The sequence below is a fragment of the Lentzea sp. NBRC 102530 genome (genome assembly GCF_030269365.1).
Lineage (GTDB): Bacteria > Actinomycetota > Actinomycetes > Mycobacteriales > Pseudonocardiaceae > Lentzea.
On sequence record NZ_BSTF01000007.1, the window covers coordinates 417,651 to 442,987 of the forward strand.

The 25,337-nt window shown below is 70.7% G+C and carries 26 protein-coding genes; 9 read left to right on the top strand and 17 right to left on the bottom strand.

Translation table 11 applies throughout. The annotated features are described in order from the left end of the window. Position 1 precedes the first annotated feature (1 nt). The gene (locus QSK25_RS21525; RefSeq protein ID WP_285640639.1) at positions 2 to 802 is read right to left on the bottom strand and encodes an SDR family NAD(P)-dependent oxidoreductase; all 801 of its coding nucleotides are present in this window, start codon (positions 800 to 802) and stop codon (positions 2 to 4) included. Positions 803 to 930: 128 nt separating this feature from the next. On the opposite strand from QSK25_RS21525, the gene QSK25_RS21530 reads away from it, so the two are divergent. Beyond that, complete coding sequence (locus QSK25_RS21530; RefSeq protein ID WP_285640640.1) at positions 931 to 1,521, top strand: TetR/AcrR family transcriptional regulator; 591 nt, start codon at positions 931 to 933, stop codon at positions 1,519 to 1,521. 70 nt (positions 1,522 to 1,591) lie between these two features. Beyond that, positions 1,592 to 1,987 (top strand): UBP-type zinc finger domain-containing protein, encoded by a 396-nt coding sequence (locus QSK25_RS21535; RefSeq protein WP_285640642.1) that lies wholly within the window; start codon positions 1,592 to 1,594, stop codon positions 1,985 to 1,987. Positions 1,988 to 2,450: 463 nt separating this feature from the next. Here the strand turns inward: QSK25_RS21535 and QSK25_RS21540 are convergent, their stop codons facing one another. Together QSK25_RS21540 and QSK25_RS21545 are read right to left on the bottom strand one after the other, a co-directional pair. Then, a complete protein-coding gene (locus tag QSK25_RS21540) occupies positions 2,451 to 2,744 on the bottom strand; it encodes a DUF4342 domain-containing protein (protein WP_285640644.1) in 294 nt (97 codons plus the stop codon). Between the two features lie 128 nt (positions 2,745 to 2,872). After that, on the bottom strand, positions 2,873 to 3,634 hold the full coding sequence (locus QSK25_RS21545; protein ID WP_285640646.1) for a class I SAM-dependent methyltransferase: 762 nt from the start codon (positions 3,632 to 3,634) through the stop codon (positions 2,873 to 2,875). A gap of 41 nt (positions 3,635 to 3,675) precedes the next feature. On the opposite strand from QSK25_RS21545, the gene QSK25_RS21550 reads away from it, so the two are divergent. Both QSK25_RS21550 and QSK25_RS21555 read left to right on the top strand, forming a co-directional pair. Beyond that, positions 3,676 to 4,272 (top strand): TetR family transcriptional regulator, encoded by a 597-nt coding sequence (locus tag QSK25_RS21550; RefSeq protein WP_285640648.1) that lies wholly within the window; start codon positions 3,676 to 3,678, stop codon positions 4,270 to 4,272. 1 nt (position 4,273) lies between these two features. Beyond that, complete coding sequence (locus QSK25_RS21555) at positions 4,274 to 4,699, top strand: nitroreductase family deazaflavin-dependent oxidoreductase (protein ID WP_285640649.1); 426 nt, start codon at positions 4,274 to 4,276, stop codon at positions 4,697 to 4,699. A 1-nt stretch (position 4,700) separates the two neighbouring features. Here the strand turns inward: QSK25_RS21555 and QSK25_RS21560 are convergent, their stop codons facing one another. The 9 genes from QSK25_RS21560 to QSK25_RS21600 are packed head-to-tail and all read right to left on the bottom strand — an operon-like array spanning position 4,701 to position 13,506. Next, positions 4,701 to 5,459, bottom strand: coding sequence for a DeoR/GlpR family DNA-binding transcription regulator (locus QSK25_RS21560; RefSeq protein WP_285640650.1), 759 nt, complete (start codon positions 5,457 to 5,459; stop codon positions 4,701 to 4,703). A gap of 53 nt (positions 5,460 to 5,512) precedes the next feature. Beyond that, positions 5,513 to 6,433 carry a carbohydrate kinase family protein gene (locus tag QSK25_RS21565; protein WP_285640651.1) on the bottom strand — a complete coding sequence of 307 codons (921 nt, stop codon included), beginning with the start codon at positions 6,431 to 6,433 and terminating at the stop codon, positions 5,513 to 5,515. Beyond that, positions 6,433 to 7,719 (bottom strand): alpha-galactosidase, encoded by a 1,287-nt coding sequence (gene melA, locus QSK25_RS21570; protein ID WP_285640652.1) that lies wholly within the window; start codon positions 7,717 to 7,719, stop codon positions 6,433 to 6,435. The genes QSK25_RS21565 and melA overlap by 1 nt, the downstream gene beginning before the upstream one ends. A 3-nt stretch (positions 7,720 to 7,722) precedes the next feature. After that, positions 7,723 to 8,544, bottom strand: coding sequence for a class II fructose-bisphosphate aldolase (locus QSK25_RS21575; RefSeq protein WP_285640654.1), 822 nt, complete (start codon positions 8,542 to 8,544; stop codon positions 7,723 to 7,725). Between the two features lie 13 nt (positions 8,545 to 8,557). Then, positions 8,558 to 9,577 carry a 1-phosphofructokinase family hexose kinase gene (locus QSK25_RS21580; protein ID WP_285640656.1) on the bottom strand — a complete coding sequence of 340 codons (1,020 nt, stop codon included), beginning with the start codon at positions 9,575 to 9,577 and terminating at the stop codon, positions 8,558 to 8,560. After that, entirely contained in the window at positions 9,574 to 10,473 is a 900-nt protein-coding gene (locus tag QSK25_RS21585; RefSeq protein WP_285640658.1) for an SIS domain-containing protein, read from the bottom strand. The genes QSK25_RS21580 and QSK25_RS21585 overlap by 4 nt, the downstream gene beginning before the upstream one ends. A gap of 23 nt (positions 10,474 to 10,496) precedes the next feature. Continuing rightward, on the bottom strand, positions 10,497 to 11,303 hold the full coding sequence (locus tag QSK25_RS21590) for a carbohydrate ABC transporter permease (protein ID WP_285640660.1): 807 nt from the start codon (positions 11,301 to 11,303) through the stop codon (positions 10,497 to 10,499). Beyond that, positions 11,300 to 12,241: a carbohydrate ABC transporter permease gene (locus QSK25_RS21595; protein WP_285640661.1), complete on the bottom strand. Its 942-nt coding sequence runs from the start codon at positions 12,239 to 12,241 to the stop codon at positions 11,300 to 11,302. Before QSK25_RS21595 ends, QSK25_RS21590 begins: the two co-directional genes overlap by 4 nt. Then, positions 12,238 to 13,506: an ABC transporter substrate-binding protein gene (locus QSK25_RS21600; RefSeq protein ID WP_285640663.1), complete on the bottom strand. Its 1,269-nt coding sequence runs from the start codon at positions 13,504 to 13,506 to the stop codon at positions 12,238 to 12,240. The genes QSK25_RS21595 and QSK25_RS21600 overlap by 4 nt, the downstream gene beginning before the upstream one ends. Positions 13,507 to 13,682: 176 nt before the next feature. Here QSK25_RS21600 and QSK25_RS21605 point away from each other — a divergent pair, with 176 nt between their 5' ends. Beyond that, on the top strand, positions 13,683 to 14,519 hold the full coding sequence (locus QSK25_RS21605) for an endo alpha-1,4 polygalactosaminidase (RefSeq protein ID WP_285640665.1): 837 nt from the start codon (positions 13,683 to 13,685) through the stop codon (positions 14,517 to 14,519). 39 nt (positions 14,520 to 14,558) lie between these two features. On the opposite strand, the gene QSK25_RS21610 is transcribed toward QSK25_RS21605, so the two are convergent. The 3 genes from QSK25_RS21610 to QSK25_RS21620 form a co-directional block, all read right to left on the bottom strand. After that, positions 14,559 to 15,956: a radical SAM protein gene (locus QSK25_RS21610; RefSeq protein ID WP_285640667.1), complete on the bottom strand. Its 1,398-nt coding sequence runs from the start codon at positions 15,954 to 15,956 to the stop codon at positions 14,559 to 14,561. Further along, on the bottom strand, positions 15,956 to 18,466 hold the full coding sequence (locus tag QSK25_RS21615; RefSeq protein ID WP_285640669.1) for a glycosyltransferase: 2,511 nt from the start codon (positions 18,464 to 18,466) through the stop codon (positions 15,956 to 15,958). Before QSK25_RS21615 ends, QSK25_RS21610 begins: the two co-directional genes overlap by 1 nt. Before the next feature lie 88 nt (positions 18,467 to 18,554). Beyond that, positions 18,555 to 19,322 (bottom strand): SDR family oxidoreductase, encoded by a 768-nt coding sequence (locus tag QSK25_RS21620; RefSeq protein WP_285640672.1) that lies wholly within the window; start codon positions 19,320 to 19,322, stop codon positions 18,555 to 18,557. A 97-nt stretch (positions 19,323 to 19,419) separates the two neighbouring features. Here QSK25_RS21620 and QSK25_RS21625 point away from each other — a divergent pair, with 97 nt between their 5' ends. Continuing rightward, positions 19,420 to 19,989 (top strand): TetR/AcrR family transcriptional regulator, encoded by a 570-nt coding sequence (locus tag QSK25_RS21625; protein WP_285640674.1) that lies wholly within the window; start codon positions 19,420 to 19,422, stop codon positions 19,987 to 19,989. Between the two features lie 39 nt (positions 19,990 to 20,028). Then, a complete protein-coding gene (locus QSK25_RS21630; RefSeq protein ID WP_285640676.1) occupies positions 20,029 to 20,460 on the top strand; it encodes a hypothetical protein in 432 nt (143 codons plus the stop codon). Positions 20,461 to 20,496: 36 nt separating this feature from the next. Here the strand turns inward: QSK25_RS21630 and QSK25_RS21635 are convergent, their stop codons facing one another. Beyond that, positions 20,497 to 21,573: a BtrH N-terminal domain-containing protein gene (locus QSK25_RS21635; RefSeq protein WP_285640678.1), complete on the bottom strand. Its 1,077-nt coding sequence runs from the start codon at positions 21,571 to 21,573 to the stop codon at positions 20,497 to 20,499. 412 nt (positions 21,574 to 21,985) lie between these two features. Between QSK25_RS21635 and QSK25_RS21640 the strand changes: the two genes are divergently transcribed. Next, positions 21,986 to 23,215, top strand: a complete 1,230-nt coding sequence (locus QSK25_RS21640) for a putative glycoside hydrolase (RefSeq protein ID WP_285640680.1) — start codon at positions 21,986 to 21,988, stop codon at positions 23,213 to 23,215. A 4-nt stretch (positions 23,216 to 23,219) separates the two neighbouring features. Here the strand turns inward: QSK25_RS21640 and QSK25_RS21645 are convergent, their stop codons facing one another. Further along, complete coding sequence (locus tag QSK25_RS21645) at positions 23,220 to 23,816, bottom strand: TetR/AcrR family transcriptional regulator (RefSeq protein ID WP_285640683.1); 597 nt, start codon at positions 23,814 to 23,816, stop codon at positions 23,220 to 23,222. A gap of 66 nt (positions 23,817 to 23,882) precedes the next feature. On the opposite strand from QSK25_RS21645, the gene QSK25_RS21650 reads away from it, so the two are divergent. Then, positions 23,883 to 25,298, top strand: coding sequence for an aldehyde dehydrogenase family protein (locus QSK25_RS21650; RefSeq protein ID WP_285640684.1), 1,416 nt, complete (start codon positions 23,883 to 23,885; stop codon positions 25,296 to 25,298). Positions 25,299 to 25,337: the final 39 nt, after the last annotated feature.

Below are 25,337 nucleotides of genomic sequence, written 5' to 3' on the forward strand. Positions count from 1 at the left end.
GTCAGGCGACCTTGGTGGAGCCGCCGTCCACCGCCCAGTTCGAGCCGATGACGCTCGGCATCGTCGGCGACGCGAGCACCAGCACGGCGCGGGCGATCTCCTCCGGTTCGATCATCGTGCCGGTGAGCATGCCCAGTTCCTTCGGCAAGGCGGCCAGCAGGTCGCCGTGCCCGACGCCGATCGCCCCGGCGACCTGCGACAGGTAGCCGCCCTCCCCCGCGATCGTGTGGGTGCGGGTGAGCGACGGCGACACGGCGTTGACCCGCACGCCTTCCGGGCCGACGCGTTCGGCGAGGGCGCGGGTGAACATGTTGATCGCCGACTTGGCCACCGCGTACGGCAGCGGGGTGGCGCCGGGAGCGCCGATCCGCCGCCCGCTGTCGGAGCTGATGTTGACGACGGCCCCGCGCGCCTCGAGCAACGCGGGCAGCGCGGCCCTGGTGACGCGCACGGCGGCGTGCAGGTTGAGTTCGAAGACGTCCCGCCAGATGTCGTCGCCGCCGTCGAGCACGTCACCGAACGAGCCGTCCGGCAGGCCGTCGCCGCCCCCGGCGTTGTTGACCAGCACGTCCAGCCGGGGGTTCGCCGCCAGCACCGCCTCGACCGCACGGCGCGGTCCCTCCACTTCGGACAGATCGGCCGCGACGAAGGTGGCGCCGGTCGCCTCCAGTTCGGGCGTCGAGCGGCGCGACACCGCGACCACGTCCGCGCCCTCCTGCCGGAAGGCCCGCACGATCGCGAGCCCGATGCCCTTGCTGGCGCCCGTCACGAGCACGCGCTTCCCGGCGAGGTTCAGATCCATGACTCTCAGCTCCTTGTCGAACGACCGATGCCACAAATGCAACACCTAAGTCTCACTTATGTCAACAAGTGAGACTTAGGTGTTGCATTTATCGTGGTCGTTAGGCTGGGTCACACCATGGAGGTCAGATGAGCGCGCCCACCCCGCCGCGGCCGGTCCGCGCGGACGCCGAACGCAACGTGACGCGCATCCTGGAGGCGGCCAAGGTCGTTCTCGCGGACGACCCGACCGCGTCGCTCGAACGCATCGCGGACGAGGCAGGCCTCGCCCGCGCCACCGTGCACCGCCGGTTCTCCTCGCGCAAAGCGTTGCTGGAGGCGTTGTTCGCGCAGCTCAACGACCAGTACCTGCACGCGCTGACCGAGGCCAGGGCCGAGACCGCTCCCCCGCTCGTGGCCCTGCACCGGGTGACCGAGCTGGTCATCGAGATCAAGTTCCGGCACCGCCTCGCGGTGGAGGTCGTGAACGGCAGCGGCGTCGGCCACTCGTTCCTGAGCCCGGAGGTGCAGGAGCGGGCGAAGGAGTTGTTCGTCCGGCTGCACGAGGCCGGCGCGATCACCGCCGCGAACCCGTCCTGGTGCCTGCGCGTCTACCTCGCGATCCTCGACGAGGTCCACCAACTGCCGGTCGGCGCACCCGAACTCGGCGACGGCGACGACCTCACCGCGCGCACCGCGCTGCAGGTCTCGACGGTGCTGGGAGCGCTAGGCCACCGCTGAGAGCGCGCCCGTGCGCTGAGGCGAACGCCCGTCAAATGACGGGCGCTGCGGACCGGCGTTCAGGGCGAGGATGGAGTCGATCGACCTCGACCTCGACGGGAGCACGGACATGGTGAACACGACTGCGGGCGTCGACCCGGCGGCGGTGCCGAGCGGGACCGGCTGCGCGGAGTGCGAGGCGAGCGAGGGCTGGTGGTTCCACCTGCGACGGTGCGCGCAGTGCGGGCACATCGGCTGCTGCGACTCGTCGCCGTCCCAGCACGCCACGGCGCACTTCCAGGCCACCGGGCACAGGATCCTGCGCAGCTTCGAGCCCGGTGAGGAGTGGTTCTGGGACTTCGAGGCGCAGACCGGTTACGACAGCGGGCCGGAACTCGCGGCACCCGCGCACCACCCGGTCGACCAGCCCGCCCCCGGACCGGCCGGGCGCGTTCCCGCCGACTGGGTCGAGAAACTGCACCGGTGAGTCCCCCTCGGCCAGGTGGCGCACGTTCGCTCGAGAAAACGCGGATCAGGTGAAGCAGGGGCCACCCCCCGCGTTCGCAACCGGGGCCCGGCATTCGGCAAGACCTCGCTCTTGTCGTCGGTGAACGCGTTGGTCGCCCCGCCCGTCCCGGTGATCCGCGAACACCCAGACCGCGCCGGTGTGCGTGTTCCAGTCCCAGTCGCGGGTACCGGCGCACGTCAGCGTCGTGCCCCGAACGGCTTGGCGTCGTGCCGGCTCGACACCATCACACCGGAACCGTTGAAGACGGTGCCGGCGATGAGCGAGTCCTCGATGCGGTCGTCGGTGCCGCCGTAGATCGACCGGCAGGGCGATGGTGTTGAACGCGAACACGCTGCGGCTGACGGCGTTGTTCGGGTTCCACGACCACGTCGCCAAAGCGGCCGGAGGGTCGTTCCCCTCCGGCCGCGGCGGTTCAGCACGCTCAGATGCGCTCGGACTCCACGGTCGTCGCCGGCGGCTGCGCGGCGGGCTGCTCGCGGTTCTCCAACTTGATGCCGCACTTGCTCACCAGCGCGACACCGGCACCGATCGTCGTGGCCACCGGGGCCGCCAGCGCCGCCACGACACCGAGAGCCACCGGCACCTCCAGCACCACGTCGTCCTTGCTGTCACGCACGACCACGCGGCGGTTGATGCCCTCGCTGACCAGCCCTCGAACGGCGTCGACCACCGAGTCGACGGCGGAACGGGCGGACTCGGGCTTGGGTTCGCTCATGACTCTCCTAGAACTGCGGTTGTCCCTGACAACTACAGAGTGCCCGCGATCGGTCACCTGCGGCATCAGGGTTTCCCCTGACGATCGCCTGATATCCCCCTCAGCCCACAGGCGGACTGCCCGAACGGTCAGCGCCTGGCCGCGGTGAGACCCCAGGTGGCGTACCTCAGGGTCACCACGTCACCGACCTCGGCAGCCACCTCCGCGAGCAGCGAGTCCACATCGGACGACGACACCATCGTCAGGCCGCCGGAGGTCGGGATCAGGTCGAGGAGTTCGGCGCGGGTGTGGACGCGTTCCCAGTCGTGCCGCCAGATCTCGGGTTCGCCGAAGCCGCCCGCCTCGCGGATCCCTTCCGCGGCCCGCACGTAGAGCCCCCGGTAGGCGTCCAGCATGGACGTTCGCGGCACGACGGGCGAGTCGGGAACGAACCTCCCAAACGCCCTCGCGAAGGCCTCGGCAGCACCATCGGGGAGTTCGTAGACGTGCCCGAACGGCGCCAGCACACCTCCCGGACGCAGGACCTGCGCGGCTTTCCTGGCGCCCGCGACCGGGTCGATCCAGTGCCAGGCGGTGCCGGAGACCACGGCGTCGAACGTGCGTCCCGCCGGCTCCCACTCCTCGAAGGTCGCGACCTCGACGGCGACGCCGGTCCCCCGCGCGAACTCGGCCATCCGCGCGTCCGGTTCGACGCCGAGGACGGTGCGGCCGCGCCCCAGCAGCTGGCGGGCGACGATGCCGGTGCCGCAGCCGACGTCGAGGAAGTCGCGGCCGGGCAGGCGGTCGAGCACCGCCTCGGGGTAGGTGGCACGGGTGCGGTCGTAGCGGGCGGGGTCGGTGCCGAACGACTCCGCCACCGCTCGGTGGCTGTGCGGCGGTAAAGTGACCATGCGCCCACTCTAGTGGGCAAGTGCCCACTAGAGGAGCAGATGTGCCCACCGGGGTGGCGCTGCACGACGCGCGCCGGCAGTTGTTCGACGCGGCCGCACGGGTCCTGCTGCGGGACGGTCCGAGCGAGCTGACCAGCAGGTCCGTCACGACCGAGGCCGGGGTCGCCAAGGGTGTGCTGCACCGGCACTTCACCGACTTCGACGGCTTCCTCACCGAACTGGTGCTGGACCGCATCGCGCAGATCGAGGTGCAGGCGGCCGAGCTGCGCGACGCCACCGGGTCCGTCGCCGACAACCTGACGAACGCCCTGGTCAGGGGCTTCGAGCCGGTGATGGTGTCGATCATCGTGCTGGTCGTCGCGCGGGACGGGCTGCGTCGGCGGCTCCGCGCGGCCGGCACCGCGCACCTCCCGCTCGTCGGCGAGTACACCGCGATGATCGCCGACTACCTCCGGGCCGAGCGCGCGGCGGGCCGGATCGCACCGGACGCCGACGTCGAGACGCTCGCGCCGACGTTGATCGGCGCCGCGCACCTCAAGTTCACCGAGCACAGCGACACCGCGCCCGAGGCGGTGCGCAAGGTGGTGACGTCACTACTGGCCGGGAATGCGGCCGGGAGCCGAGACGTTGATCACTGACATGGCAGACGTAGAGCTCAGCCCCACCGAATGGGTGCACGACCAGACCAAGACGATCCTGGAAACCGGGACGACCGAGGGCGTGAAGGTGCTCGGCCGGCCGATCGTGCTCCTGACCGTGCGCGGCGCGAAGAGCGGCAAGCTCCGCTACACGCCGGTCATGCGCGTCGAGCACGACGGGAGCTACGCGGTCGTGGCGTCCAAGGGCGGTGCGGCGGAGCACCCGACCTGGTACCACAACATCGTGGCGCACCCGGAGATCGTGCTGCAGGACGGCACCGAGGCGAAGACCTACACGGCTCGTGAGGTCGACGGCGACGAGCGGGCCGCCTGGTGGGAACGGGCCGTGGCGGCGTTCCCGAACTACGCCGAGTACCAGACGAAGACCGACCGCCAGATCCCGGTGTTCGTGCTCGACCCGAAGTAGTTCAGGCGACGACCACTTCGACGCCTGCCGCGCGCAGCCGGTCCAGCTCCTCGGTGTTCGCCGAGGAGTCGGTGATCAGCACGTGCACGTCGGTGACGGCGGCGATGCGGGAGAACGCCCGCTTGCCCACCTTGGAGCCGTCCGCGAGCACGACCACGCGGGCGGCGGTGCGCAGCAGGCAGTGGTCGGTCTGGGCCTCGACCTCGTCGTGCGTGGTGATGCCGGCGCGGGCGTCGATGCCGTCGACGCCCAGGAACACGAGGTCGAGGCTGATGCCCGCGAGCGCCCGGTCGGCGATCGGGCCGACCAGCTCGTAGCTCTCCGGCCGCACGCCGCCGCCCGTCACGACCAGGTCGATCGTGGGGCGCGAGCACAGGTCCGAGGCGATGTTCAGCGCGTTCGTGACGACCTTCAACGACCGGGTGGTCGCGAGCAGGCGGGCGAGTTCGGTGGTCGTGGTGCCGCCGTTGAGCCCGACGGAGTGCACGGCCTCGGTCACGAACCTCGCGGCCGCCCCGGCGATCTGCCGCTTCTCCTCCTGCTGGCCGACCCGGTAACGCAGCGGCAGTTCGTAGATGACCTCGACCGCCACCGCGCCGCCGTGGGTCCGCTTGAGCAGCTTCTGCTCCTCCAGCGCCTGCAGGTCGCGGCGGATCGAGGCGACCGAGGTGTCCAGGGTCTCGGCGAGCCCGGTGACGGTGACCGAGCCCGTGTCCGCGAGCTGACCCAGGATGGCAGCGAGCCGCTGCTCTTGACGCATTCGATCACTATAGCGCACGAATGTTGCTCGTTTTGCGGCAACTTGCGACCTAATCACGCATCGGTCCTGCGCGTTATCGCCACCCGACGCGCCAGCGCCGACGCCTCGGCCCACGTCGGCTGGGTCGCCGTGCCGCCGGCTCCTCGCGTGGACAACGCGCCCGCCGCCGCGCCCAGGGCCAGCGCGGAGGCGAGGTCCCGGTCGTGCAGCCACCCGGCGAGGAAACCCGCGTCGAACGAGTCGCCCGCGCCGACCGTGTCGACGGGCTCCAGCACCGGCGGGCGCGCGGTGATCCGTTCGCCGCCGAGCAGCGCCTCGCAACCGTCCCCGCCGTTCTTGACGACCGGGGTCGTGCCCAGGTCGGCGAACGCGGCCAGCGGGTCCTCAGCCCTGGTCAACGCCACCGCCTCGGCCCGGTTGGGCAGCACGAAGGTGCAGTGCCGCACCAACTCCGGCGGCACCTTCCAGTTCCCGGACGGGTCGTCGTTGGTGTCGAGCGACGTGCTCCCCGGCGCCCTGCGCAACACCTCCGGCAGCCCGGCGGCGAGGCGTGGCTGGAGGAAGTACGACGCCGCGTGCACGTGCCGCGCCTCGACGTCCGGCACGTGCTCGGCACCGAACTCGGCCAGACAGCCCGGAGCGGTCAGGATCGCGCGGTCGCCGCCGGATCGGTTGAGGCACACCGTCAACGCCGTCGGCAACGACTCGTGCCTGATGCACGCGCTGATGTCCACGCCCGCGTCTTGCAACGCGTCCAGCACGAAGTCCCCGGCCGCGTCCCGGCCGACCATCGCCGCCAGTCCCACCGACAGCCCCAGCCGCGCGGCCCCGTGCGCCACGATCGCGGCCGAGCCCCCCAGCGCCAGCACCCCTTGCTCCACCAGCGTCTCCGCCTGCCCGTAGGCCGGAGCGGCAGGCGCGCCGAAGACGAGCACGTCCGGGTTCGCGTCCCCGACGACGAGGAGGTCCAGCATCACGCGCCCCGCAACGCGGCCGGCAGCAGGTCGCCGTGCGCGGCCGTCATCGCCGCCACGAGGTCGTCGACCTGCCCGGCGGTCAGGGCCGCCGCGGTCGCCGGATCGCACAACGCCGCGTGCCGGACGTGCGCGGGATCGCCCTCGACGGCGGCGGCCACGGTCAGGTCGACCACGTTGAGGAAGCTGCGGTTCAGCGCCGCGAGCTGCCGCGGCAACGCCCCGACGTGGTGCGGGTGCACGCCCAGCCGGTCGAGCGTGGCGGGCACCTCGACCGCCGCGCCGGCGGGCAGGTTGGTGATCAGGCCGTCGTTCGCGACGTTCACCTGGATCGTCCGCCGCTGCCCGGTGACGAGGCTGTGGATCACCTGCGGCGCGTACTCGACGGCGTCCTCCGTCAGCGGTGGCGGTGCGTCACCGGCGTTGAGCGCGTCCCGCGTCTTCTCGTACGTGGCCACGTTCTCCGCGCTGATCGTCGCGTAGTCGCGGACCGGCAGCCGAAGTCGCTCCACTTCGGACTCGTGCGTCAGGTACCACGGCACGTACTCCGAAGAGTGCTCGCTCGTCTCCGTCGGGTAGAAGCCGAACCTGCGGTAGACGTCCACGCGCACCCGCCGTGCCAGCCCCGGATCGGCGGCGATCGCGGCGTCGAGCGCCGGGTACAGGTCACGTCCCCGGTGCTGCCAGCGCAGGATCCACGCCTGGTGGTTCACCCCGGCGGAGAGGAAGTCGACCTCCTCGTGCGGCACGCCGACCAGGGCGCTCAGGTCGTGGATCGTCCAGTGCACCGAGTGGCACAACCCCGCGACCTTGAGCCGTGGCGCGACGGTCGCCATGTACTGGATGTTCATGGCCATCGGGTTCGTGTAGTTGAGCAGCCACGCGTCCGGGCACACGGCGAGGACGTCGGCCGCCAGCCCGTCCAGGAACGGGAACGTCCGCAGCCCCCGGAAGATCCCGCCGATGCCGAGCGTGTCGCCGATGGTCTGCCGCAGCCCGAACGACTCCGGCACGTCGAAGTCCTTCAACGTCGCCTCGTGCCCGCCGATCGCGACCATGTTGACGACGACGTCCGCGCCTGCCAACGCCTCCCTGCGCTCCAGTGAGGCGCGCACGTTCGCCGCCCCGGCCAGGCGGGCCAGCGCCTCGGCGACCTCCAGCCGTTCGGCGTCGATGTCGTGCAACGAGATCGTGCACTCGGCCAGCTCGGGAAACGACAGGACGTCGCGGAGCAGCTGGCGGGTGAACTCGACGGAACCCGCGCCCACGAACGCGATGGTGAACATTGATCAGCCTTCCAGTACCCGGATGAGCCGAGCGACCTCGGCGGACATGGCCTCGCGACCGGCACCGAGGTAGCGCCGGGGGTCGACGAGCGACGGCTGCTCGTCGAGCACGGTCCGCACGCTCGCGGTGAAGTGCTTGTTGAGCTGGGTGGCGATGTTGATCTTCCGCATCCCGGCTCGCACCGCCGCCGCGAGGCTCTCGTCCGCCACCCCGGACGACCCGTGCAGCACCAACGGCACCGGCACAGCTCTGTGCAGCAACGAGATCAGCTCGAAGTCCAGCTCGGCGTCCCGCGTCAGCATCGCGTGCGACGACCCGACCGCCACGGCGAGCAGGTCGACGCCCGTCGCCGCCACGTAGGCCGCCGCGTCCCGCGGATCGGTGCGCACCCCCGGCGCGTGCACGCCGTCCTTGCCCCCGATCTCCCCGAGTTCCGCCTCGACGGCCACCCCGGCCTCGTGGCACTCCCGCACGACCTCGGCGGTGCGGGCGACGTTCTCCTCGTGCGCCAGCGCGGACGCGTCGAACATGACCGACCCGAACCCCAGCCGCACCGCCTCCCGCACCAGGTCCTCGGACGTGGCGTGGTCGAGGTGCACGGCGATCGGCGCGCGGGCGGCGGCCGCGACCGAGAGCGTGGCGGCCCCGATGGGCTTCAGCGAACCGTGGTAGCGCACGGCGTTCTCGCTGATCTGGAGCACGACGGACGCGCCGGTCTCGTCGGCGGCGGCGGCGATCGCCTCGGCGTGCTCGACCTGGATCACGTTGAACGCGGGCACCGGCGCGGGCCCGTCGATGATCTCGCGGAGCTGGATCAACGGCATGGTCTGGTTCCCGTCACACTCGTCTGGGCACGATGACGGCCCGGTGCTGGTCGTAGAAGGAGCGGTCGAAGTCGCCGGCGAGCGGGGCGCGCACGGCCGCGGCGGACAGGGCGACGGCCTCGGCGAGCCGTCGTGGCCACGGCAGGTGCCAGGTGGCGACCAGGGCGGCGACGGCGGCGTCGCCGGCACCGGTCGGGTTGCCGCGCAGGACCTCGGGTGGCGCGGCGGTCCAGACGCCGTCGGGGGTGTAGGCGGTCATGCCGTTGGCGCCGTCGGAGACGAGGGCGGCTTCGGCACCAAGCACCCGAGGGTCGTCCGCTGTGGAGGAAGCGGGGGCCGGGCGCGGGTGCGAGGTGGCCAGTGCGGACGCGGCGGCGGACTCCGGCCGGGACGAGGCGAGCAGCGCGCTCGCGGCGGACTCCGGCCGGGACGAGGTGTCCAGCGCGCTCGCGGCGGACTCGCTCACCGCGAGCGCGGCCGCGAGTTCCCCGCGGTTCGGCGTGATCACCGCGGGCCCCGCCGCCGCCCCCGCAGCCAGCGCCGGCCCATCCGCGTCCAGCACCACCGGCGCCCGAGAAGCCCGCACGAGCGTCGCGTACGCATCCCCCGGCAGCCCCTGCGGCAACGACCCCGACAACACCACGACGTCGGCCTCCAGCCCCGCGAAGTGCCGGACGAACCCCGCCCATTCCTCCTCCGTCACCACCGGCCCGGGCTCGGCGAACAACGTCGCCTCCCCCGCCTCCCCGACCACCGCGACCGTCCGCCGCGTCTCCCCCGCGATCGGGAACATCGCCGCGGCCATCCCGGCCCGGGCCAGGTCGTCGCACAACGCCGCCCCCGCCGCGCCACCCACCAGCCCGGTCGCGACCACGGACACCCCGAGCCCGTGCAGCACCCGCGCCACGTTCACCCCCTTGCCGCCGGCCCGCACCGCGACGTCCGAAACCCGATGCGTGGCACCGGGTTCCACCGCCCCGACCCGGTAGGTGACGTCCAGGGCCGCGTTCAGGGTGACCGTCAACGCCCTCACGGCGTGCCGTCGAGGATGACCGAGCGGGTGAGGTTGCGCGGCGCGTCGGGGTCGAGCCCGCGCAGCAGGGCGACCTCCACGGCCAACCGGTGCACGGCCACGAGTTCGGCCAGCGGGTCGCGGGCGCGGGCGATCCAGCGGCCCCCGGTGGCGGCGACGTCCACCTCGAGCCCGGTCGGCGGCGTCCCGAACGACCACACCAGCGACCCCTCGTCGGTGATCGCGATCGGCCCGTGCCGGTACTCCGCGGCGGGGTACGACTCGGCCCACGACAACGAGGCCTCGCGCATCTTCAACGCGGCCTCGGCGGCGAGTCCGGTCGTCCACGGCGCACCGCCGAGGAACGTGAACTGGTTGCGCTCCACCAGGTCCGCGCCGAGCGGATCGGCCAGCGCCTGCTCCGCGTCGAGCACCGCGCGGTCCAGCCGTTCACCGAGGTGGGCGCGCAGCAGCACGAGGGCGGTCGTCGCGAACCGGGTCTGCACGACCGAGCGTTCGTCGGCGAACTCCAGCGCCACCACGTGGTCCGCCAACGAGGTCACAGGCGTGCCAGGCGTCCCGACGATCGCCGTCGTGGGCACGGTCAGGCGCCGCACCACGTCGATCACCTCGGTCGTGGTGCCCGAGCGGGTCAACGCCACCACGCGGTCGTAAGCCCGGCCGAACGGGAACTCCGACGCGGCGAAGGCGTCCGTCTCGCCCAGGCCCGCGTCCTCGCGCAGCCGGGCGTAGGCCTGGGCCATGAACCACGACGTGCCGCAACCGATCACGGCGACGCGTTCCCCCGGCGACGGCAGGGAGGCGACGGTGTCAGGATCGGCGGCCAGTGCGATCGCCCGGCGCCAGCACGCGGGCTGGGACGCGATCTCCTCGGTGGTGTGCAGCTGAGTGTGCATGGCGGATTCCTCCGGTTGTTCAGTCACTTGATGCCCGCTGCGGCCACCGACCGCACGAAGAACCGCTGGGCGAAGAAGAAGACGAGCAGGACGGGCAGCTGGCTGAGCACCGTGCCGGCCATGAGCTTGGGCCAGTTCGTGGTGTGCGCGCCCTGGAACGACTGCAGTCCCAGTTGGACGGTCATCACACCGGGGCTCTGCACCGCGATCAACGGCCACAGGAAGTCGTTCCAGGTCTGCAGGAACGTGAGCACGGCGAGGGTGGCGAGCGTCGGCCGCATCAACGGCAGCAGCACCTGCAGCAACGTGCGCAGGCGAGACGCGCCGTCGATCCGCGCGGCCTCCTCCAGCTCCCGCGGCAAGGTCGTGAAGAACTGCCGCATCAGGAACACGCCGAACGCCGTCGCCAGGTTGGGCGCGATCAACGCCCCCAAGGTGTCCACCAGCCCCAGCGACCGCATCATGATCAGCAGCGGCAGCATGACGATCTGGAACGGCACCATCAGGGTCGCCAGCATCAGCACGAACGCGACCTTCGACCCGATGAACGGGATGCGCGCGAACGCGTACCCGGCCAGCGAGCAGAGCAGCAGGTTGCCGCCGACGCACACGATCGACACGACGAAGCTGTTGACCAGCCACGACCCCAAGGGTGCGTCCCGCACGGCCGCGAGGTAGTTCTCCCACTCGATCCCACCCGGCAGCCCCGGCGGGAACCGCCGCGACTCCTCCTGGGTGGAGATCGACACGAGGATCATCCACACCAGCGGCGTCACCATCACGAGCGAGAGCGGCAGCAGGACCAGGTGCAGGGCGCTCGGCCTTCTCATCGGACCTCGTAGTGGGACGTGCGGCGGTTGAACCGCAACTGGACGAGGGTGAACGCGCCGATCACCAGGAACACCGCGCAGCCGATGGCCGCCGCGTAGCCGCCGTCGAAACTGACGAACGCCTCGTTGTAGAGGTGGTAGACCAGCACGGTCGTCGCGCGCAGCGGCCCGCCCTTGGTCGTCACGTAGACGGCGTCGAAGAGCTGCAAGCCGTTGATCGTGAGCCACACCAGCAGGAACCCGGTGGCGGGCGCGACCAGCGGCAGTTCGACGTGCCAGAACGACCGGGCGCGGCCACAACCGTCCAGGCTGGACGCCTCGATCAGGTCCTTCGGCACGTTCTGCAACGCCGCCAGGTAGATGATGACCGCGAACCCGAGCCAGCCCCACACCGTCATCGCGACGACGGAGAACAACGCCTGGCCGGGATCGGCGAAGAAGCCCTGCTTCGGCAGGCCGACGGCGTCCAGCGCGGCGTTGACCAGCCCGAACTGCGGGTTCGCCAGCCAGCTGAACATGATGCCGGTCGCGACCGTCGAGGTCACCAGCGGCACGGACACCGCGAGCCGGTACAGCACGACCCCGCGGATCTGCTGGTTGAGCATGACCGCGATCGGCAACGCCAGCGCGAGCGTCACCGGCACGAACAGCACGACGTAGACCAACGTCCGGCGGGCCGCGTCCCAGAACAACGGGTCGGCGACGAGCTTGGCGTAGTTGTCGCCGCCCGCGAACGTGCCGGGTGAGGTGAGGTCGGTGTGCTGGAACGACAGCACCGCCGACCACACCACGGGCACCAGGCCGAACAGGCCGATCAGGACCACCGCCGGTGCCGCGAAGCCCCAGCCGGACACGTGGTCGGCGAGGTTGCGCGGACGGTTCGCCGGCGCGCGCTCGCGGACGGCCTGCGCGGGCCGGGTCTCGAGGTCGGCCGTCATGAACCCGCGAGCTCCTGGTCGACCTCACCGCGGGCCTGGTCCAGCGCCGCCTGCGGTTCCGCCTGCCCCAGCAGCACCGACTGCACGGCCGTGCCCAGCACCTGCGAGATCTTCGGGTACTGCGGGATGTTCGGCCGCGCCTTGGTGACGTTCTGCGCGAGGTTGTCGACGAACACCTTGGTGCCGGGGTACTTCGCCTCGAACTCGGCGTACCCGGCGAGGTCCACTTCGGACTGCCGGATCGGCAGGTGCCCGGTCTCCATGGCGAACTCGAGGTGGATCTCCGCCGACAGCAGCCACTTCAGGAACGGCACGGCGTTCTTGCGGCCGTTCTCGCCGAACACGACGAACGTGTCGGGGCCCGCGATCGTCGCGTGGCTGACCTTGCCCGGCAGGAACTGCACGCCGTACGACACGTCCTCGTTGATCGAGCCGAGGTCCCACGGCCCGGTCCAGAGCATGCCGATGCGCCCGGAGTTGAACAGGTTCAGGTACTGCTGGTCACCGGCGTCGAGGTAGACCGACTTGTCCGTGACGGCCATGTCCTTCAACAACTGCATGGCCTGAAGACCCGCGGGCGAGGCGAACGCCGACTTCTTGCCGTCCGCCGACAGCAGGTCACCACCCGCCTGCCAGAGCAGCGCGAGGAACCGCCAGACCGTGTCCTCGGTGCCGTCGTTGACGTAGGCCCAGCCGAACCGGCCGTCCGCCGTCAGCTTCTGGGCCGCCGCACGGAACTCGTCCCACGTCCAGGTGGGCGTCGGGTGCGCGATCCCGACCTCGTCGAACAGCTTCTCGTTGTACACCAGCGAGAGGTTGTCGACGAGCGCGGGAACGCCGTAGACCTTGCCGTCCACGGTGGACGCCTCGCGGCCGGCCTGGAACAGGTCGTCCCAGTTGAACGCGCTGTCGCCGCGCAGGACGTCGGTCAGGTCCTGGGTCTGCTGCCTGCCGGTGAGGCCGGTGATCGAGGAGCCGTACTGGTAGGCCGCCTCCGGCGGGTTGCCCGAGGCGAACGAGGCCAGCGTCTTCTGCAACGCGTTGTCGTTGCCGCCGTTGAACACCAGCTCGACCTGCTGGTTCGGGTGCGTGGTGTTCCAGCGGTCGGCGAGCTTCGTCAGCGCGGAGGCTTCCTTGTCGGTGTAGCCGTGCCACACCCGGACCTTGCCGTCGGAGCTCGACCCCGTTCCGCAGGCGGCCGTCATGACCAGCGCGGCGCCCATCGTCAGCACCGTGCGGCGACTCAGCCCTCTGCCGTGCGCCATGTCGACTCCCTCGCGTGGTGGGTGCGGCTCTGTGGTCGGGGACAGTAAGCCGAAATCGCTCAAACACGCAAGAGTCGTGACCGATTGAGATTGGTTCCTAGCTTGATTCGGACATTGTCGGTACGGTCGCTCACACCCGATCAACAAGCCTGAGCGATCAAGGAGATTTGGCGCCTATGACCTCCCCTGCCCGCGCCCTCGCCGGAACAGTGCTCACCGCGCTCGCCGTGGCCGCCTGCGCGGCCGTCCCGCCGGCCTCCGGCGCGGCGAGTCCCGCGCCCTTCGAGCTGCCGCCCGTCGGTGCCGTGCTCGACTACCAGCTCGGCGCCGCGTACCCCCCGCCGTCCGGCGTGAACCTCGTGACGCGCGACAGCACGGCCTCACCCGCGCCCGGGATGTACTCGATCTGCTACGTCAACGGGTTCCAGACCCAGCCCGCCGACCGGAACGTCTGGCTGAACCAGCGGGGACACCTGATCCTCAAGGGTTCCAACGGCAAGCCGATCATCGACCCGAACTGGCCGGACGAGTTCCTGCTCGACACCTCGACCTCGGCCAAGCGCAGCGAACTCGCCGGGATCATCGGCGCGACGATCGACACCTGCGCGAACAAGGGCTTCAAGGCCGTCGAGGTCGACAACCTCGACTCCTACCTGCGGTCCAAGGGCAAGCTCAGCGTCGACGACAACCTGGCGTACGCGAAGCTCCTCGCCGACCGCACGCACAACCGCGGCCTCGCGATCGGTCAGAAGAACTCGGCCGAGCAGACCGCGCGCGCCCGTAGCGAGGTCGGCTTCGACTTCGCGGTGTCGGAGGAGTGCCACCGCTGGGAGGAGTGCTCCTCGTACTCCGACGTCTACAAGGAGCACGTGATGGACATCGAGTACACCGACGACCTGCGCGGCACGTTCGAGGACGTTTGCAACGACCCGGACACCCCGGCCACGACGACGTTGCGCGACCGCTACCTGGTGGCGCCGGGCAACTCCGCGTACGCCTTCGACCACTGCTGACGAACTGAAGCGGGGTGGGCCGCCAAGCCCACCCCGCTCTCACAGCTCGGTGTTGATGATCGCCTCGACGAGCACCTCGCCGTCCTCGGTCAGCGCGACGCCCCGGGCGTCCACGGTGACCAGACCGCGCGCGGCCAGCGACGCGAACTTCTCCCGCCACGGGCCGTCGTGCAACGACCTGCCGTACCGGGCGCGGTGCAGGTCCTCCCGCACCGGTTGCAACGTCGACAGCGCCATCTTGACCGCACGCGCCTCCTGCGCGCCCGCGTCGAACCCGGTCGCGGACCCGAGCGGCACCCGCCCCGCCTCGACGGCCTGCGCGTAGTTCTTCCAGTTCACGTCGGTGATCGCCTCCGACACCCGGCAACTGGAACTGCCGCCCAGGCCGATCGCGACCTCGGCCTCCTGCTTGTCCTGGTCCACCATGATGGACTTCCACTTCTCCGGCCCGAGCCCGTCGCGCGCGAAGTACATGGTGGGGTGCTCGGTGTAGCCGGCGGCCCGCAGACCGTCCGTCAGCACCTCGCGCATCCGGTACTGCTCCAGCAGGGTCGGCCAGAAGTGCCCGTCCCGCACCAGCTTCTCCCGGTACTGCGGCAGCTGCCACGGCGCGGGCTGCTCGCCGGCCACCCCGGTCCTGGTCTCGGCGTACGACTTCAGGTGCAGCTTGGTGCACACCACAGCCGTGACTTCGTTCTCCAGCACCACGTCGAGGTCGCGCCGCACGCTGTCGACGGTCTGGTCGAGCAGTCCGTACATCAGGTCGATGCTGATCCACTCGAACCCGGCGGCCTGCGCGTTGCGCACGAAGTCCACGCACATCTGCGAGGAGTGCTCGCGGCCGCACTCGCGCAGCACGTGGTCGTCGAACGACTGCACGCCGCTGGACAGCTTGGTGCAGCCCAGTTCCCGCAACGTCTCCAGCTTGGCCGGCGTGAACGTGCTCGGGTCGCCCTCGAACCGGATCGTCGTGTCGTCGGTGAACCCGAAGTTCTCCCGGTAGAAGTCCAGCAACCGCCGGATGTCCTTCTCCGGCAACAACGACGGCGTGCCGCCGAACACGTTGAACTCACCGACCGGGGCGCGCCGCAGTTCGGGGACGCGGTCCAGCCACAGCTGCGCCTCGCGGATGTTCCAGTCCACCCACTGCGAGAGCTTCTCCTCGTTGCGCCCGCCCTTCACCAGCACGACCGGGTACTGGCAGAAGCGGCACTTGTAGGCGCAGGTGGGGATGTAGGACCAGAGGTGGATCGGCGCGGTCCCGGCGAGCTGGGAGCTCAGGTCGCCGAGGAAGTCGTCGACGCCGTAACCCTCGACGTTGCCGGGGAACACGTGCGCCCCGAACGGGTCCTCGGTGACGTAGTCGAGCAGGTGCGCGTTCGCCGGGTCCTGCAACGCCGCCCACACCCTGGGTTCGGCCGTCAGCACTTGCGCCATCAGAACACGCCTCCATTGCCGAAGTAGTTGTGCGCCTCCCCGGACTCGCGGTCCTCGCAGTAGTACTTGACGAACTCGGCGAACCGCCCTTCCGGCACGTCCGCGAAGCACTCCGGCAACGGCGGCGGGTACCCGATGTCCTCGCCGACCGCCGCGCGCAGCCGGGCGAAGATCTCGTCGCGGAACTCCAGGTACAGCCGGTACGTCGGCGTCTTGTAGGAGTGGATCGGGAGGAAGTCGGTCACGCTCATCTCGGCCTTGATCTCCGCGATGCGCTTGCCCAGCCGGGCGGCCAGGTCCTCGCCGAAGAACGCGACCACCGCGTCCTCGTCCAGGAAGGACGGTGTCAGCAGGACCGGCAGGATGGTGTTCTTCGGGGTGAAGTCCTTGATCGAGAACTCCCACGCCTGCAGCGCCTCGGCCTCGGTGAGGTCGGCGGTCTTCGCCGGCGCCTCCGGCCGGATGTCGCGCATGACGATGATGCCGTCGTTGCCGTACGCGCGGCCGGTGATGACCTCGTCGATCGCGTGGTTGACCCGGCGCGGGTTGATCTCGACCCTCGACAGCGGTGCGTAGGCGATGTCGTGGCCGGAGCCCGCGACCCGGATGCCGAAGTCCCAGTCGTCGGAGAGGTGGTTGACGAACCGCCCGTTCTGCAGCTGGTAGAAGATCTCGATGCCGCCGACGGCCTCGTACGCCTCGCGTTCGACGGCGAAGCCCTTGCCGTCCGGGAAGCCGCCGAACAGCGAGAACGTCACCGCGCGGCACCGCAGCGTGCGCTGGATGGCGTCCCAGAGCCGCGGCCTGCCGACGAAGTGCTCCTCGTTGTAGTAGTAGTCGCAGACGCCGATCGCGGCCTTGTCCTCCTCCATCACCGCGATCAGCTCGGTGATCCACCGCCGGTCGACCTGGCAGTCCGCGTCGGCCGAGAGCAGGTAGAAGCGTTCGCCGGGGTCCTTGCGGTGACGGCTGCGGCGGACCGCGAACTCCATGCCCGCTCTGCGCGCACACGCCACGCCCTGCTCGCGTTCGCTGATCACGTGCACCGCGACCGGCGAGGTCTCGGCGAACCGGCGGGCGAGTTCGACCGTGGCGTCGGTGGAGTTGTTGTCCACCAGCACGATCTCGTACGTCTCGGGGTCGACGTCCTCCTGGTCGCGCAACGACGCCAGCACCGCGTCGATGTTCGCGGCCTCGTTCAGCACCGGCAGCACCACGCTGACCCGCACGCGCGGCCCCATCGCCGGCGGGAACAGCTCGCTGACCAGACCGGTCGCGGCCGCACGGGTGTGCGTGCCGAGCCGCCTGTTGTGCTCCACCACTTCCGCCCGCCTCTCCGCGTTCGTCATCAGCTCGTGCACCTGCCGGGCGAACTCCGCCGTCGGCAGGTCGTGCTCGAGGATTTCGAGGACCGGCGCCTCGTAGCCGCCGTACACCGTGTCGTACAGGGCGTAACGGCTCGCGACGTACGGCACGCCGGCCGCGATCGCCTCGCCGATCGGGTTGCCGAAGCTCTCGTAGTCGTAGGAGGTCAGGAAGGACACCACCGAGGCGTGCGCGAGCAGATCGCGCACGCTGAACCCCGCGCCCGCCGACTCGCACGGTTCCAGCACGCCACCGAAGACGACCGGCACCGCCAGCTCGTCGGCCAGCGCGCGGAGCCGTGCCGTCTCGGCCGGGTCCTCCTCGGTGTCGCCCGCGATGAACAGGCAGGTGTCCGGCAACTGCGCGACCAGGTGCAGATCGCGGTCGATGCGCTTCTGCGGAATGATCCTCGTGAACCGGGCGACGACGTGCGCACCGGGCGCGATGCCGTGGTGTGCCAGGAAGTCCGGCCTGGCCGCGCGCGTCGGTGCGGTGAAGGTGTTCGGCAGCAGGTCGAGGTTGCGCAGGTGCGGCATCCACTCCAGGGTGCGCCGTCTCGCCTCCTCGTGCAGCGCGAAGTAGTGGATGTGCGGCGAGTTCACCATCGGAGGCGTTGCGGGATAGGGGAAGCTGCCGTACTTGACCGGCTCGCTCTGCCACATCAGGTCGTGGTCGCGCCACAGCACGAACCGGCCGAGGTCGTGCGCGGCCCCGTACCGTTCGATGGCGCGGTAGAGCGCTCTCGTGTAGGCGACGTTCTCCGGCAGCGTGCCGTTCTCGACCATGACGAGCGAGACCTCGCGGGCCTCCCACGTGCGCACGAGCGCGTCGGCCAACGCTTCGGTGACGCGTTCGGTGTCGGGGACCTCGTTGCGGCGCACGGACTCCAGCGTCGCCGCGACGAAGTCCTGGTCGTACCCGGCGATCTCCTCGACGCCGTCGACGCGATCGAGCCTCACCCACTCCGGCACGAGTTCGTGCCGGTACGGCTCGAAGAATCGTCCTTTGTCGGCCTTGATGTCGTAGCCGAGGTCGAGGTGAACGCGAAAACCCTGCTCCGCAAAGGATCTGGCGGTCTTGAGGAACTCCACCACCACGCCGGACATGGCCGTGGCGTCGAACGAGACACCCCAAAGAGCCGGCATAGGCTGCTCCGTTCCGAGAGGTCACTCTCATCCGAAGCTAGCATGAAAGCGCTTCCCCGCCAGGTCGCGTCTCAATCGGCCGGAACGCTCACCAGTCAAGGGGAACGGGCAGGAAGGGCTCTTCGTCCGAAGCCTTCTTGCGGGCTTCCAACGCGTTCGCCGCAGGAGCGCCCACCGGGACACGCAGTGGTGGGGCCGGGTTTTCGAGGGCGTCCGCGACGGCCGCGGCGACCTCCTCCGGCGTCACGGACTCGCCGCGCAACGCGGGCACCTGACGCAGCAACGGCAGGTACGGATCGTCGTCGGCGAAGAACGACTTCGCCCGTTCGGCCCCACCGGACGACACCGCGCCGGGCTGCACGATGCTCACCTTGACCCCGAAGTGACCGGTTTCGAGGGCGAGGCCCTCGGCGATCGCCTCCAGCGCCCACTTGCTCGCGCCGTAGGGGGCGATGATCGGCAGCACCACCCGGCCCTGCACGCTGGACACGAAGAGCAGCCGCCCGTCGCCGCGTTCGCGCATGGCGGGCAGCACCGCCTGGGCCACCCGCAAGGCGCCGAACGTGTTGAGCCGGAAGAGGTTCTCGACCTCGTCCACCGGCACGCTCTCGAGCGGGGCGCGGACCGTGGTGCCCGCGTTGCTGACCAGGGCGTCGATCCGCCCGGCCGCGGTCACGGCCTCGTCGATGCTCGCCTGGTCGGTGACGTCGAGCCGCAGCCGCGCGGCCACGGGCAGGCCGGCCAGGTCCTCGGGGGTGCGGGCGGTGGCGACCACGCGGTGACCCCGCCCGGCCAGTTCGACGGCGATGGCGCGGCCGATCCCCCTGGACGCACCGGTGATGAGCACTGACGACATGACGACCTCCTGAGTTCCGTGACTCCGATGCTATGTCGGTCGTCATACATGTCAAGAAGCTATGTCGCACGACATACCTTGACGTAGCATGGGTGACATGGCAGGACGACGCACCGACGCGCGGCAGAAGATGGTTTCCGCGGCTCGGGAGCTGTTGCGCGAGCAGGGCTACCACGCGACGGCGTTGTCCGACGTGCTCAGGCGGAGCGAGGCTCCCCGGGGTTCGGTGTACTTCCACTTCCCCGGGGGCAAGGCCGAGCTGGCGGTGGAGGCGGCCGCACTGCACTCGCAGGAACAGGTCAGCGCCATCGACAGCGCGGCGGCCGCGGCCACCTCCCCCGCCGAGCTGGTCCGCGCCTACCTGGAGCGGGCGCGGACCAACCTGGTGGCGAGCGATTACCGGCAGGGCTGCACGATCGCGCCCCTGGTGATCGAGTCCACCCGAGACTCCGACGAGTTGGACGCCGTGGGGAGACGGTCCTTCGAAACGATCATCGCGGCGCTGGCCGGGCACTTCGTCGCGTTCGGCCTCGCCCCCGACGACGCGCGCCGGCTCGCGGACGTGACCGTGGCGGGCGCCGAGGGCGCGTTGATCACCGCGCGGGCGTTGCGGGACCCCGCCCCGTTCGACGCGATGATCGACGTGCTGACCCGCGGCATCGCCTGACTGGTGACAGAGCGTTTCCAAGCAATACGCTCCGAAATCATGGGCGCACACTCGAAGAAACGTCCCGTCATCGACGACCCGATGCTCACCACGCCGATGGCGAGGCTGATGGCGCTGGCCATGGGCACCAACATCCGCGTGTTCGACGTGCCCGCCCGGCACAGCATCGGGCTCGCCGGACTCGTCGGCGTCGACCTGGACGCGCCGGGCGGTCCGGTCTGCAAGATCGGCCTCACCGACAACCTCGACGACGACCTGCGCGCCGACGTGCTCGCGTTCGGCATCGCGGTGCTCGTCGGCACGCCCGACCTGCTGAACGCGAGCGAGGACGGCGTGCTCGGCATCAGCCGCGAACGCCTGCCGCAGGCGGGCAACGGTCCCGGCAACCTGGCGTGGCACATGCTGGAGACGTGCGGCCGCATCGCGCCGTCGGCGACGTTCCGGCTGATGGTCATCGAGTCCGAGGACTGAAGGGGTGCGGGCGCCGGTCCGCACCCCCGCACCGGATCAGTCCACGACGGTCTTCAGCCGCGCGATCGCCTCGGTCTCGGCGTCGTACAGCGCGGCGAGCTGCCTGCCCATGTCCGCGAACTCGGTCATCGCGCCCAGCGCGTGCCACATCTCGGCGATCTCCCGCCACCGCGGCGCCTGCCCGGAATGCCCCGCCTCGTCGAGGAAGTCGGCGAACACCGGCCGCAGGTTGCCGCCGGTGACGCCGTACCGCTCGTCGACGCCCTCGCGCACCCCGCGCAGCGCGACGTCGAGCCCCTGCCCGTCCGCGAAGACCTTGGGCCACGCCTTGGCGGCCTTGGTGTCGGTCATCATCCGCGACCACTTGCGCCACGCGGGCAGCGAGAACGAGTCGGACTTCTGCGACAGGTGCTCGACGCAGTCCCGCAGGCCCTCGCGCACCGCCGCCCCGACGTCGATCGCACGGTCCTCGTCGGTGATCACGAGCGCCTGGTTCTTCCAGGTGCCGACGCGGGCGTTTGCGCGGTCGAGGTCCTCGCGGGCCACGGTGAACGGCACCAGGTTCCGGTCGTCGAGGTACACCTGGTCCCCGGCGGTGGCGTAGACGACGACGGGATGACCGCCGTGGCCGTCGAACTCCTCGGGCAGGTCCCAGTAGCCGATCTGGTAGCGGTCCGGCCACACCATCACGGCGTTGCCGGCGTCGAGCTGCCCGGTCAGCCACGTCTGCGCGGCCTTGTTGCCGGACCGGTGCCACTCGTGCTCGACGCCCAGCCGGACCAGCGCCTTCTCGGTGCGGCGGGTGACGTACTGCCAGGAGTTGCCGAAGCCCAGCGTGACGTGCCGGCTGTTGTGCTGCTTGAACTCCCACAGGATGTAGCCCGCGCCGAGCCCGCCGCCGATGCCGAACAGCAGCGCCTCGGTCAGGCCGGTGATCCCCCGCGCGGCCAGCATCGTGGCGACCCCGGCCGCGTCCGGGTCGGTGCCCCCGCGCAACGTCCAGCCGCCCGCGGGCGTCGCGCCCGTCAGGTGGGCCAGCGCGGTGGTGTAGCGCTCGCCGGTCTTCGCCATCCGGGCGCGGACCTGGGCCTTGAGCTGTTTGCGTGACGTCATCGCCGAACTCCCCGGCCGTCGCGGCTGACACCCGAACCCCACGCGCCCCGATGTCACGACAGCCTTGGTCTCTCCAGGCGTGACGAGGTCGCCGTCCCGAGGCACCCAGGTCCCCTTTGCCCCCGCGAGAGCCGGGTGGCGTGGGCACCCGGTCAGGAGGTTCGGCGTGGAACTCGCCGGACCGCATCCTAACCGGGACCTCCTGCACCGGTCAGCCCGCCGCGCCGGAGAGCCGCGGCGGCACGGTGAACCGGTCGTGCCGGCGTCGCGCGGTCAGCGCGACGAGCAGGCGCACTCACGGTGTCACTCCCCCGGCCCGGCTGACCGCAACAGGTGGTTTACCGCCTCACCGGCACTGGCCCGTCTCGCAACGGGGTACCTCAGCGGGACGTCTCCAGAGCCAGGAGGAACGATGCTTGAGCAGGCAGGCAAGATTCTTCTCCCGGTGGCCGCGCTGATCTCCGGACTCGTCGCCGGACCGACCGAGGCCACGACTCCCCGGACAACAGCCCCGGTCGCGCGCACGCAGTCGTTCTGGCTGCACCTCAACAGCACCCCCGTGTCCGACGCGGTGATCGCCACCGAGGCCAAGCGCCGCGCCCACGTCGTGCTGAACGCGTGGGAGGGCGACATCCTCGAGAAGCTCAAGGCCGCCAACCCGGCGGTGAAGGTGTACGTCTACAAAGACCTGTCGTCGACCCGGTCGTACGCGTGCAAGGGCGGCCAGGACGACGTGCACCTGCCGGCCGGGCTGGGGTACTGCGCGGTGAAGGCGTCCAACCCGGACTGGTTCCTCGAAGGACCGGACGGCAGGAACCTCGAGTACGCGGGCTACCGCGACCACTGGCAGATGGACGTCGGCAACCCCGCCTACCGCAAGGCGTGGGTGACGGCCGTCGTGGCCACGTCGAAGGCCACCGGGTTCGACGGGGTGTTCCTCGACAACGCGCTCTACACGTGCGACGCGCACCACCCCGGCGTCTGCCCGCCGAAGTACCCCGACAACGCCCGGTTCCAGGAGGCGTACAAGGGCATGCTGGCCGAGGTCGAGGCCGGTTTCGGTGCCGCGGGCCTGCTCTCGGTCGGCAACCTGACCGACGCGCGCCTGCACGAGGGCGGCTGGGACGCCTACGGCGCCTACCTCGACGGCGGGTTCGACGAGTGGTGGCTGACGTTCTCGAGCGAGCGGCTGCTGGAGGACTACCCGCAGGGCTGGCGCAGGCAGGTCGCCGAGATCGCGGTCAACGAGTCGAACGGCAAGATGGCCTGGGTGCAGCCGCACTTCGACGCGGGTGACGCCAGGGCGTTCCGCTACGCGCTGGCGAGCCTGTACATGACCACCGGCGGCACCGCGGCGATGGCCGAGATCGCCCAGACCGACGGCTACTCCGACCCCACGGCGTGGCACCCGGAGTACGACTGGAACCTCGGGCACCCGGCCGGTGCCTACCGCGCCATCGGCGACAAGCTGTTCCGCCGCGACTTCACCTGTGGCGTGGCACTGGTCAACGCGAACCCGACCGACACGCCGCCGACCACGGTCCAGCTCCAGCGCACCTACCAGGACCACGACGGCAAGCCCGTCACGTCCGTGAGCATGGCCGGGACCACCGGCGTGGTGTTGCGCGCGAACTGCCCCTGAGGCCTCAGCCCTGCGCGCTGGCTCCGATGATCACGCCCAGCAGCATCATCAGCTCGGCGTCGCGCCCGGACGGCACCACGAAGACCGACCGGGCCAGCGCCGTTCCGATCAGCACGAGCGTCAGCACGTCGACCTGGGCGGGATCGATCTCCCGTGCCAGCTCGCCGGCCCGCACGGCCTTCGCGATGAGCGCGCCGAGCTGTTCGCGGACCGCGAGGTACACGTCGTCGTGCAGGATCTGCCGCAGCTCGGGGTCGTGCGCGGCCTGGCCCATCAGCGAGAGCAACGCGGGACCGGTGGCGGTTTCGAGGACCTGCCGCTTGCGGTCCAGCAGTTCGCGCAGGTCACCTTCGAGCGACCCGGTGTCGATGCCGGACAGCTCGGTCTGGGCGATGTGCCGCGCGACGGCGCCGGCGAGCGCCTGCTTGGACGGCCAGCGGCGGTAGAGCGAGGCGGTGGAGGCACCGGCTCGCTTCGCGACGGCGGTCGTGGTGAAGGCGGCCCAGCCCGACTCGGTCAGGACCTCGATCGCCGCGCTGATCAGGGCCGCGTCCACCCGAGGATCTTTGGGGCGTCCCTGTGCCGCGTCCTTCGTGGTCATCGCCGCCGAGTCTACAGGCCGCAAGAAACGAAAAGGATCTGTTTCGTATTGGTGTACGGTGGGCGCATGCCCACGACGACAGCCGACATCCCCGCGGTCGTGTCCGCCGCGCGCGAGGTCTTCGACTCCGGTGCCACCCGCTCCCCCGCCGTGCGTGCCGCGAGCCTCAGGGCCGTGCGCGCGATGCTCGTCGAGAACGAGGCCGCGTTCGAGGCCGCGCTGCACGCCGACCTGCACAAGAGCGCGGGTGAAGCGCAGCTGACCGAGATCAGCGTGGTGCTGGCGGAGATCAGCCACACGCTGCGCCACCTGCGGAAGTGGACGCGGGCCAAACGCGGCCCGGTGCCGATGGTGCTGTGGCCGGCGCGGGCGAAGCTCGTGTCCGAACCTCTGGGCGTGGTGCTGGTGATCGCGCCGTGGAACTACCCGGTGCTGCTCCTGCTCGCCCCGCTGGTCGGCGTGCTGGCGGCGGGCAACACGGCCGTGCTCAAGCCGAGCGAGCTGGCGCCGGCCACGTCGGCGTTGATGGCGGAGCTGGTGCCGCGGTACTTCCCCGACGGCGCCGTGCGCGTGGTCGAGGGCGCGGTCGAGGAGACGACGGACCTGCTGGCGCAGCGGTTCGACCACATCGTGTTCACCGGCAGCGGCGCGGTCGGGCGGATCGTGATGCGCGCGGCCGCCGAGCACCTCACGCCGGTGACGCTGGAACTCGGCGGCAAGTCACCGGCCTGGTTCGACGACGACGCGCACATCGACCAGGCGGCACGGCGGCTGGTGTGGGCGAAGTTCACCAACGCGGGCCAGACCTGCGTCGCACCGGACTACGTGCTGACCACGCCGGACCGCGTGCCCGCCCTGGTCGAGGCGTGCCGCAGGGCGATCGCCGACCTGTGGGGCGCCGATCCGCGGGAGAGCCGCGACTACGGCCGGATCGTGAACGAGCGGCAGTTCGACCGGCTCGTGTCGTTGCTGGACGGCACGAACGTCGTGGTCGGCGGCGAACACGACCGGTCGGAGCGCTACCTCGCGCCGACGGTCGTGACGCTCAGCGGCACGGCGGCGATCGGCCCGGACGCCGCGCACCCCGTGCTGCGGGAGGAGATCTTCGGCCCGGTGCTGCCGATCGTCGCCGTCGACTCGGCCGAGGACGCGGTCGACCTGGTCACCGGCTGGGACAAGCCGCTCGCCCTGTACGTCTTCTCGGCCTCGGCCCGCACCCGGCGGCTGTTCGAGGAGCGCACGTCGTCCGGCGCGGTCGTGCACGACGCCGGCCTGGTGCACGTGGCCGCGGCCGGGCTGCCGTTCGGCGGCGTCGGCGCCAGCGGCATGGGCGCCTACCACGGCACCTACTCGTGGCAGGCCTTCTCGCACCTCAAACCCGTGCTGCGCAAGCCACTCCTGCTCGACACGCTCCGCCTGGCACAGCCGCCGTTCCACGACCTCGGCCGCAAGCTCGCACAGGCGCTGATGCGGCGCGGCTGACGCAGCCGGTGCGCGCTCCGGCGAAGCGGCGGCCAGTTC

Excerpts from the sequence above, each read along its gene's own strand:
- QSK25_RS21525 (WP_285640639.1), bottom strand. The coding sequence starts at position 802 with ATGGATCTGAACCTCGCCGGGAAGCGCGTGCTCGTGACGGGCGCCAGC.
- QSK25_RS21530 (WP_285640640.1), top strand. The coding sequence starts at position 931 with ATGAGCGCGCCCACCCCGCCGCGGCCGGTCCGCGCGGACGCCGAACGC.
- QSK25_RS21535 (WP_285640642.1), top strand. The coding sequence starts at position 1,592 with ATGGAGTCGATCGACCTCGACCTCGACGGGAGCACGGACATGGTGAAC.
- QSK25_RS21540 (WP_285640644.1), bottom strand. The coding sequence starts at position 2,744 with ATGAGCGAACCCAAGCCCGAGTCCGCCCGTTCCGCCGTCGACTCGGTG.
- QSK25_RS21545 (WP_285640646.1), bottom strand. The coding sequence starts at position 3,634 with ATGGTCACTTTACCGCCGCACAGCCACCGAGCGGTGGCGGAGTCGTTC.
- QSK25_RS21555 (WP_285640649.1), top strand. The coding sequence starts at position 4,274 with ATGGCAGACGTAGAGCTCAGCCCCACCGAATGGGTGCACGACCAGACC.
- QSK25_RS21560 (WP_285640650.1), bottom strand. The coding sequence starts at position 5,459 with ATGCGTCAAGAGCAGCGGCTCGCTGCCATCCTGGGTCAGCTCGCGGAC.
- QSK25_RS21565 (WP_285640651.1), bottom strand. The coding sequence starts at position 6,433 with ATGCTGGACCTCCTCGTCGTCGGGGACGCGAACCCGGACGTGCTCGTC.
- melA (WP_285640652.1), bottom strand. The coding sequence starts at position 7,719 with ATGTTCACCATCGCGTTCGTGGGCGCGGGTTCCGTCGAGTTCACCCGC.
- QSK25_RS21575 (WP_285640654.1), bottom strand. The coding sequence starts at position 8,544 with ATGCCGTTGATCCAGCTCCGCGAGATCATCGACGGGCCCGCGCCGGTG.
- QSK25_RS21585 (WP_285640658.1), bottom strand. The coding sequence starts at position 10,473 with ATGCACACTCAGCTGCACACCACCGAGGAGATCGCGTCCCAGCCCGCG.
- QSK25_RS21590 (WP_285640660.1), bottom strand. The coding sequence starts at position 11,303 with ATGAGAAGGCCGAGCGCCCTGCACCTGGTCCTGCTGCCGCTCTCGCTC.
- QSK25_RS21595 (WP_285640661.1), bottom strand. The coding sequence starts at position 12,241 with ATGACGGCCGACCTCGAGACCCGGCCCGCGCAGGCCGTCCGCGAGCGC.
- QSK25_RS21600 (WP_285640663.1), bottom strand. The coding sequence starts at position 13,506 with ATGGCGCACGGCAGAGGGCTGAGTCGCCGCACGGTGCTGACGATGGGC.
- QSK25_RS21605 (WP_285640665.1), top strand. The coding sequence starts at position 13,683 with ATGACCTCCCCTGCCCGCGCCCTCGCCGGAACAGTGCTCACCGCGCTC.
- QSK25_RS21610 (WP_285640667.1), bottom strand. The coding sequence starts at position 15,956 with ATGGCGCAAGTGCTGACGGCCGAACCCAGGGTGTGGGCGGCGTTGCAG.
- QSK25_RS21615 (WP_285640669.1), bottom strand. The coding sequence starts at position 18,466 with ATGCCGGCTCTTTGGGGTGTCTCGTTCGACGCCACGGCCATGTCCGGC.
- QSK25_RS21620 (WP_285640672.1), bottom strand. The coding sequence starts at position 19,322 with ATGTCGTCAGTGCTCATCACCGGTGCGTCCAGGGGGATCGGCCGCGCC.
- QSK25_RS21625 (WP_285640674.1), top strand. The coding sequence starts at position 19,420 with ATGGCAGGACGACGCACCGACGCGCGGCAGAAGATGGTTTCCGCGGCT.
- QSK25_RS21630 (WP_285640676.1), top strand. The coding sequence starts at position 20,029 with ATGGGCGCACACTCGAAGAAACGTCCCGTCATCGACGACCCGATGCTC.
- QSK25_RS21635 (WP_285640678.1), bottom strand. The coding sequence starts at position 21,573 with ATGACGTCACGCAAACAGCTCAAGGCCCAGGTCCGCGCCCGGATGGCG.
- QSK25_RS21640 (WP_285640680.1), top strand. The coding sequence starts at position 21,986 with ATGCTTGAGCAGGCAGGCAAGATTCTTCTCCCGGTGGCCGCGCTGATC.
- QSK25_RS21645 (WP_285640683.1), bottom strand. The coding sequence starts at position 23,816 with ATGACCACGAAGGACGCGGCACAGGGACGCCCCAAAGATCCTCGGGTG.
- QSK25_RS21650 (WP_285640684.1), top strand. The coding sequence starts at position 23,883 with ATGCCCACGACGACAGCCGACATCCCCGCGGTCGTGTCCGCCGCGCGC.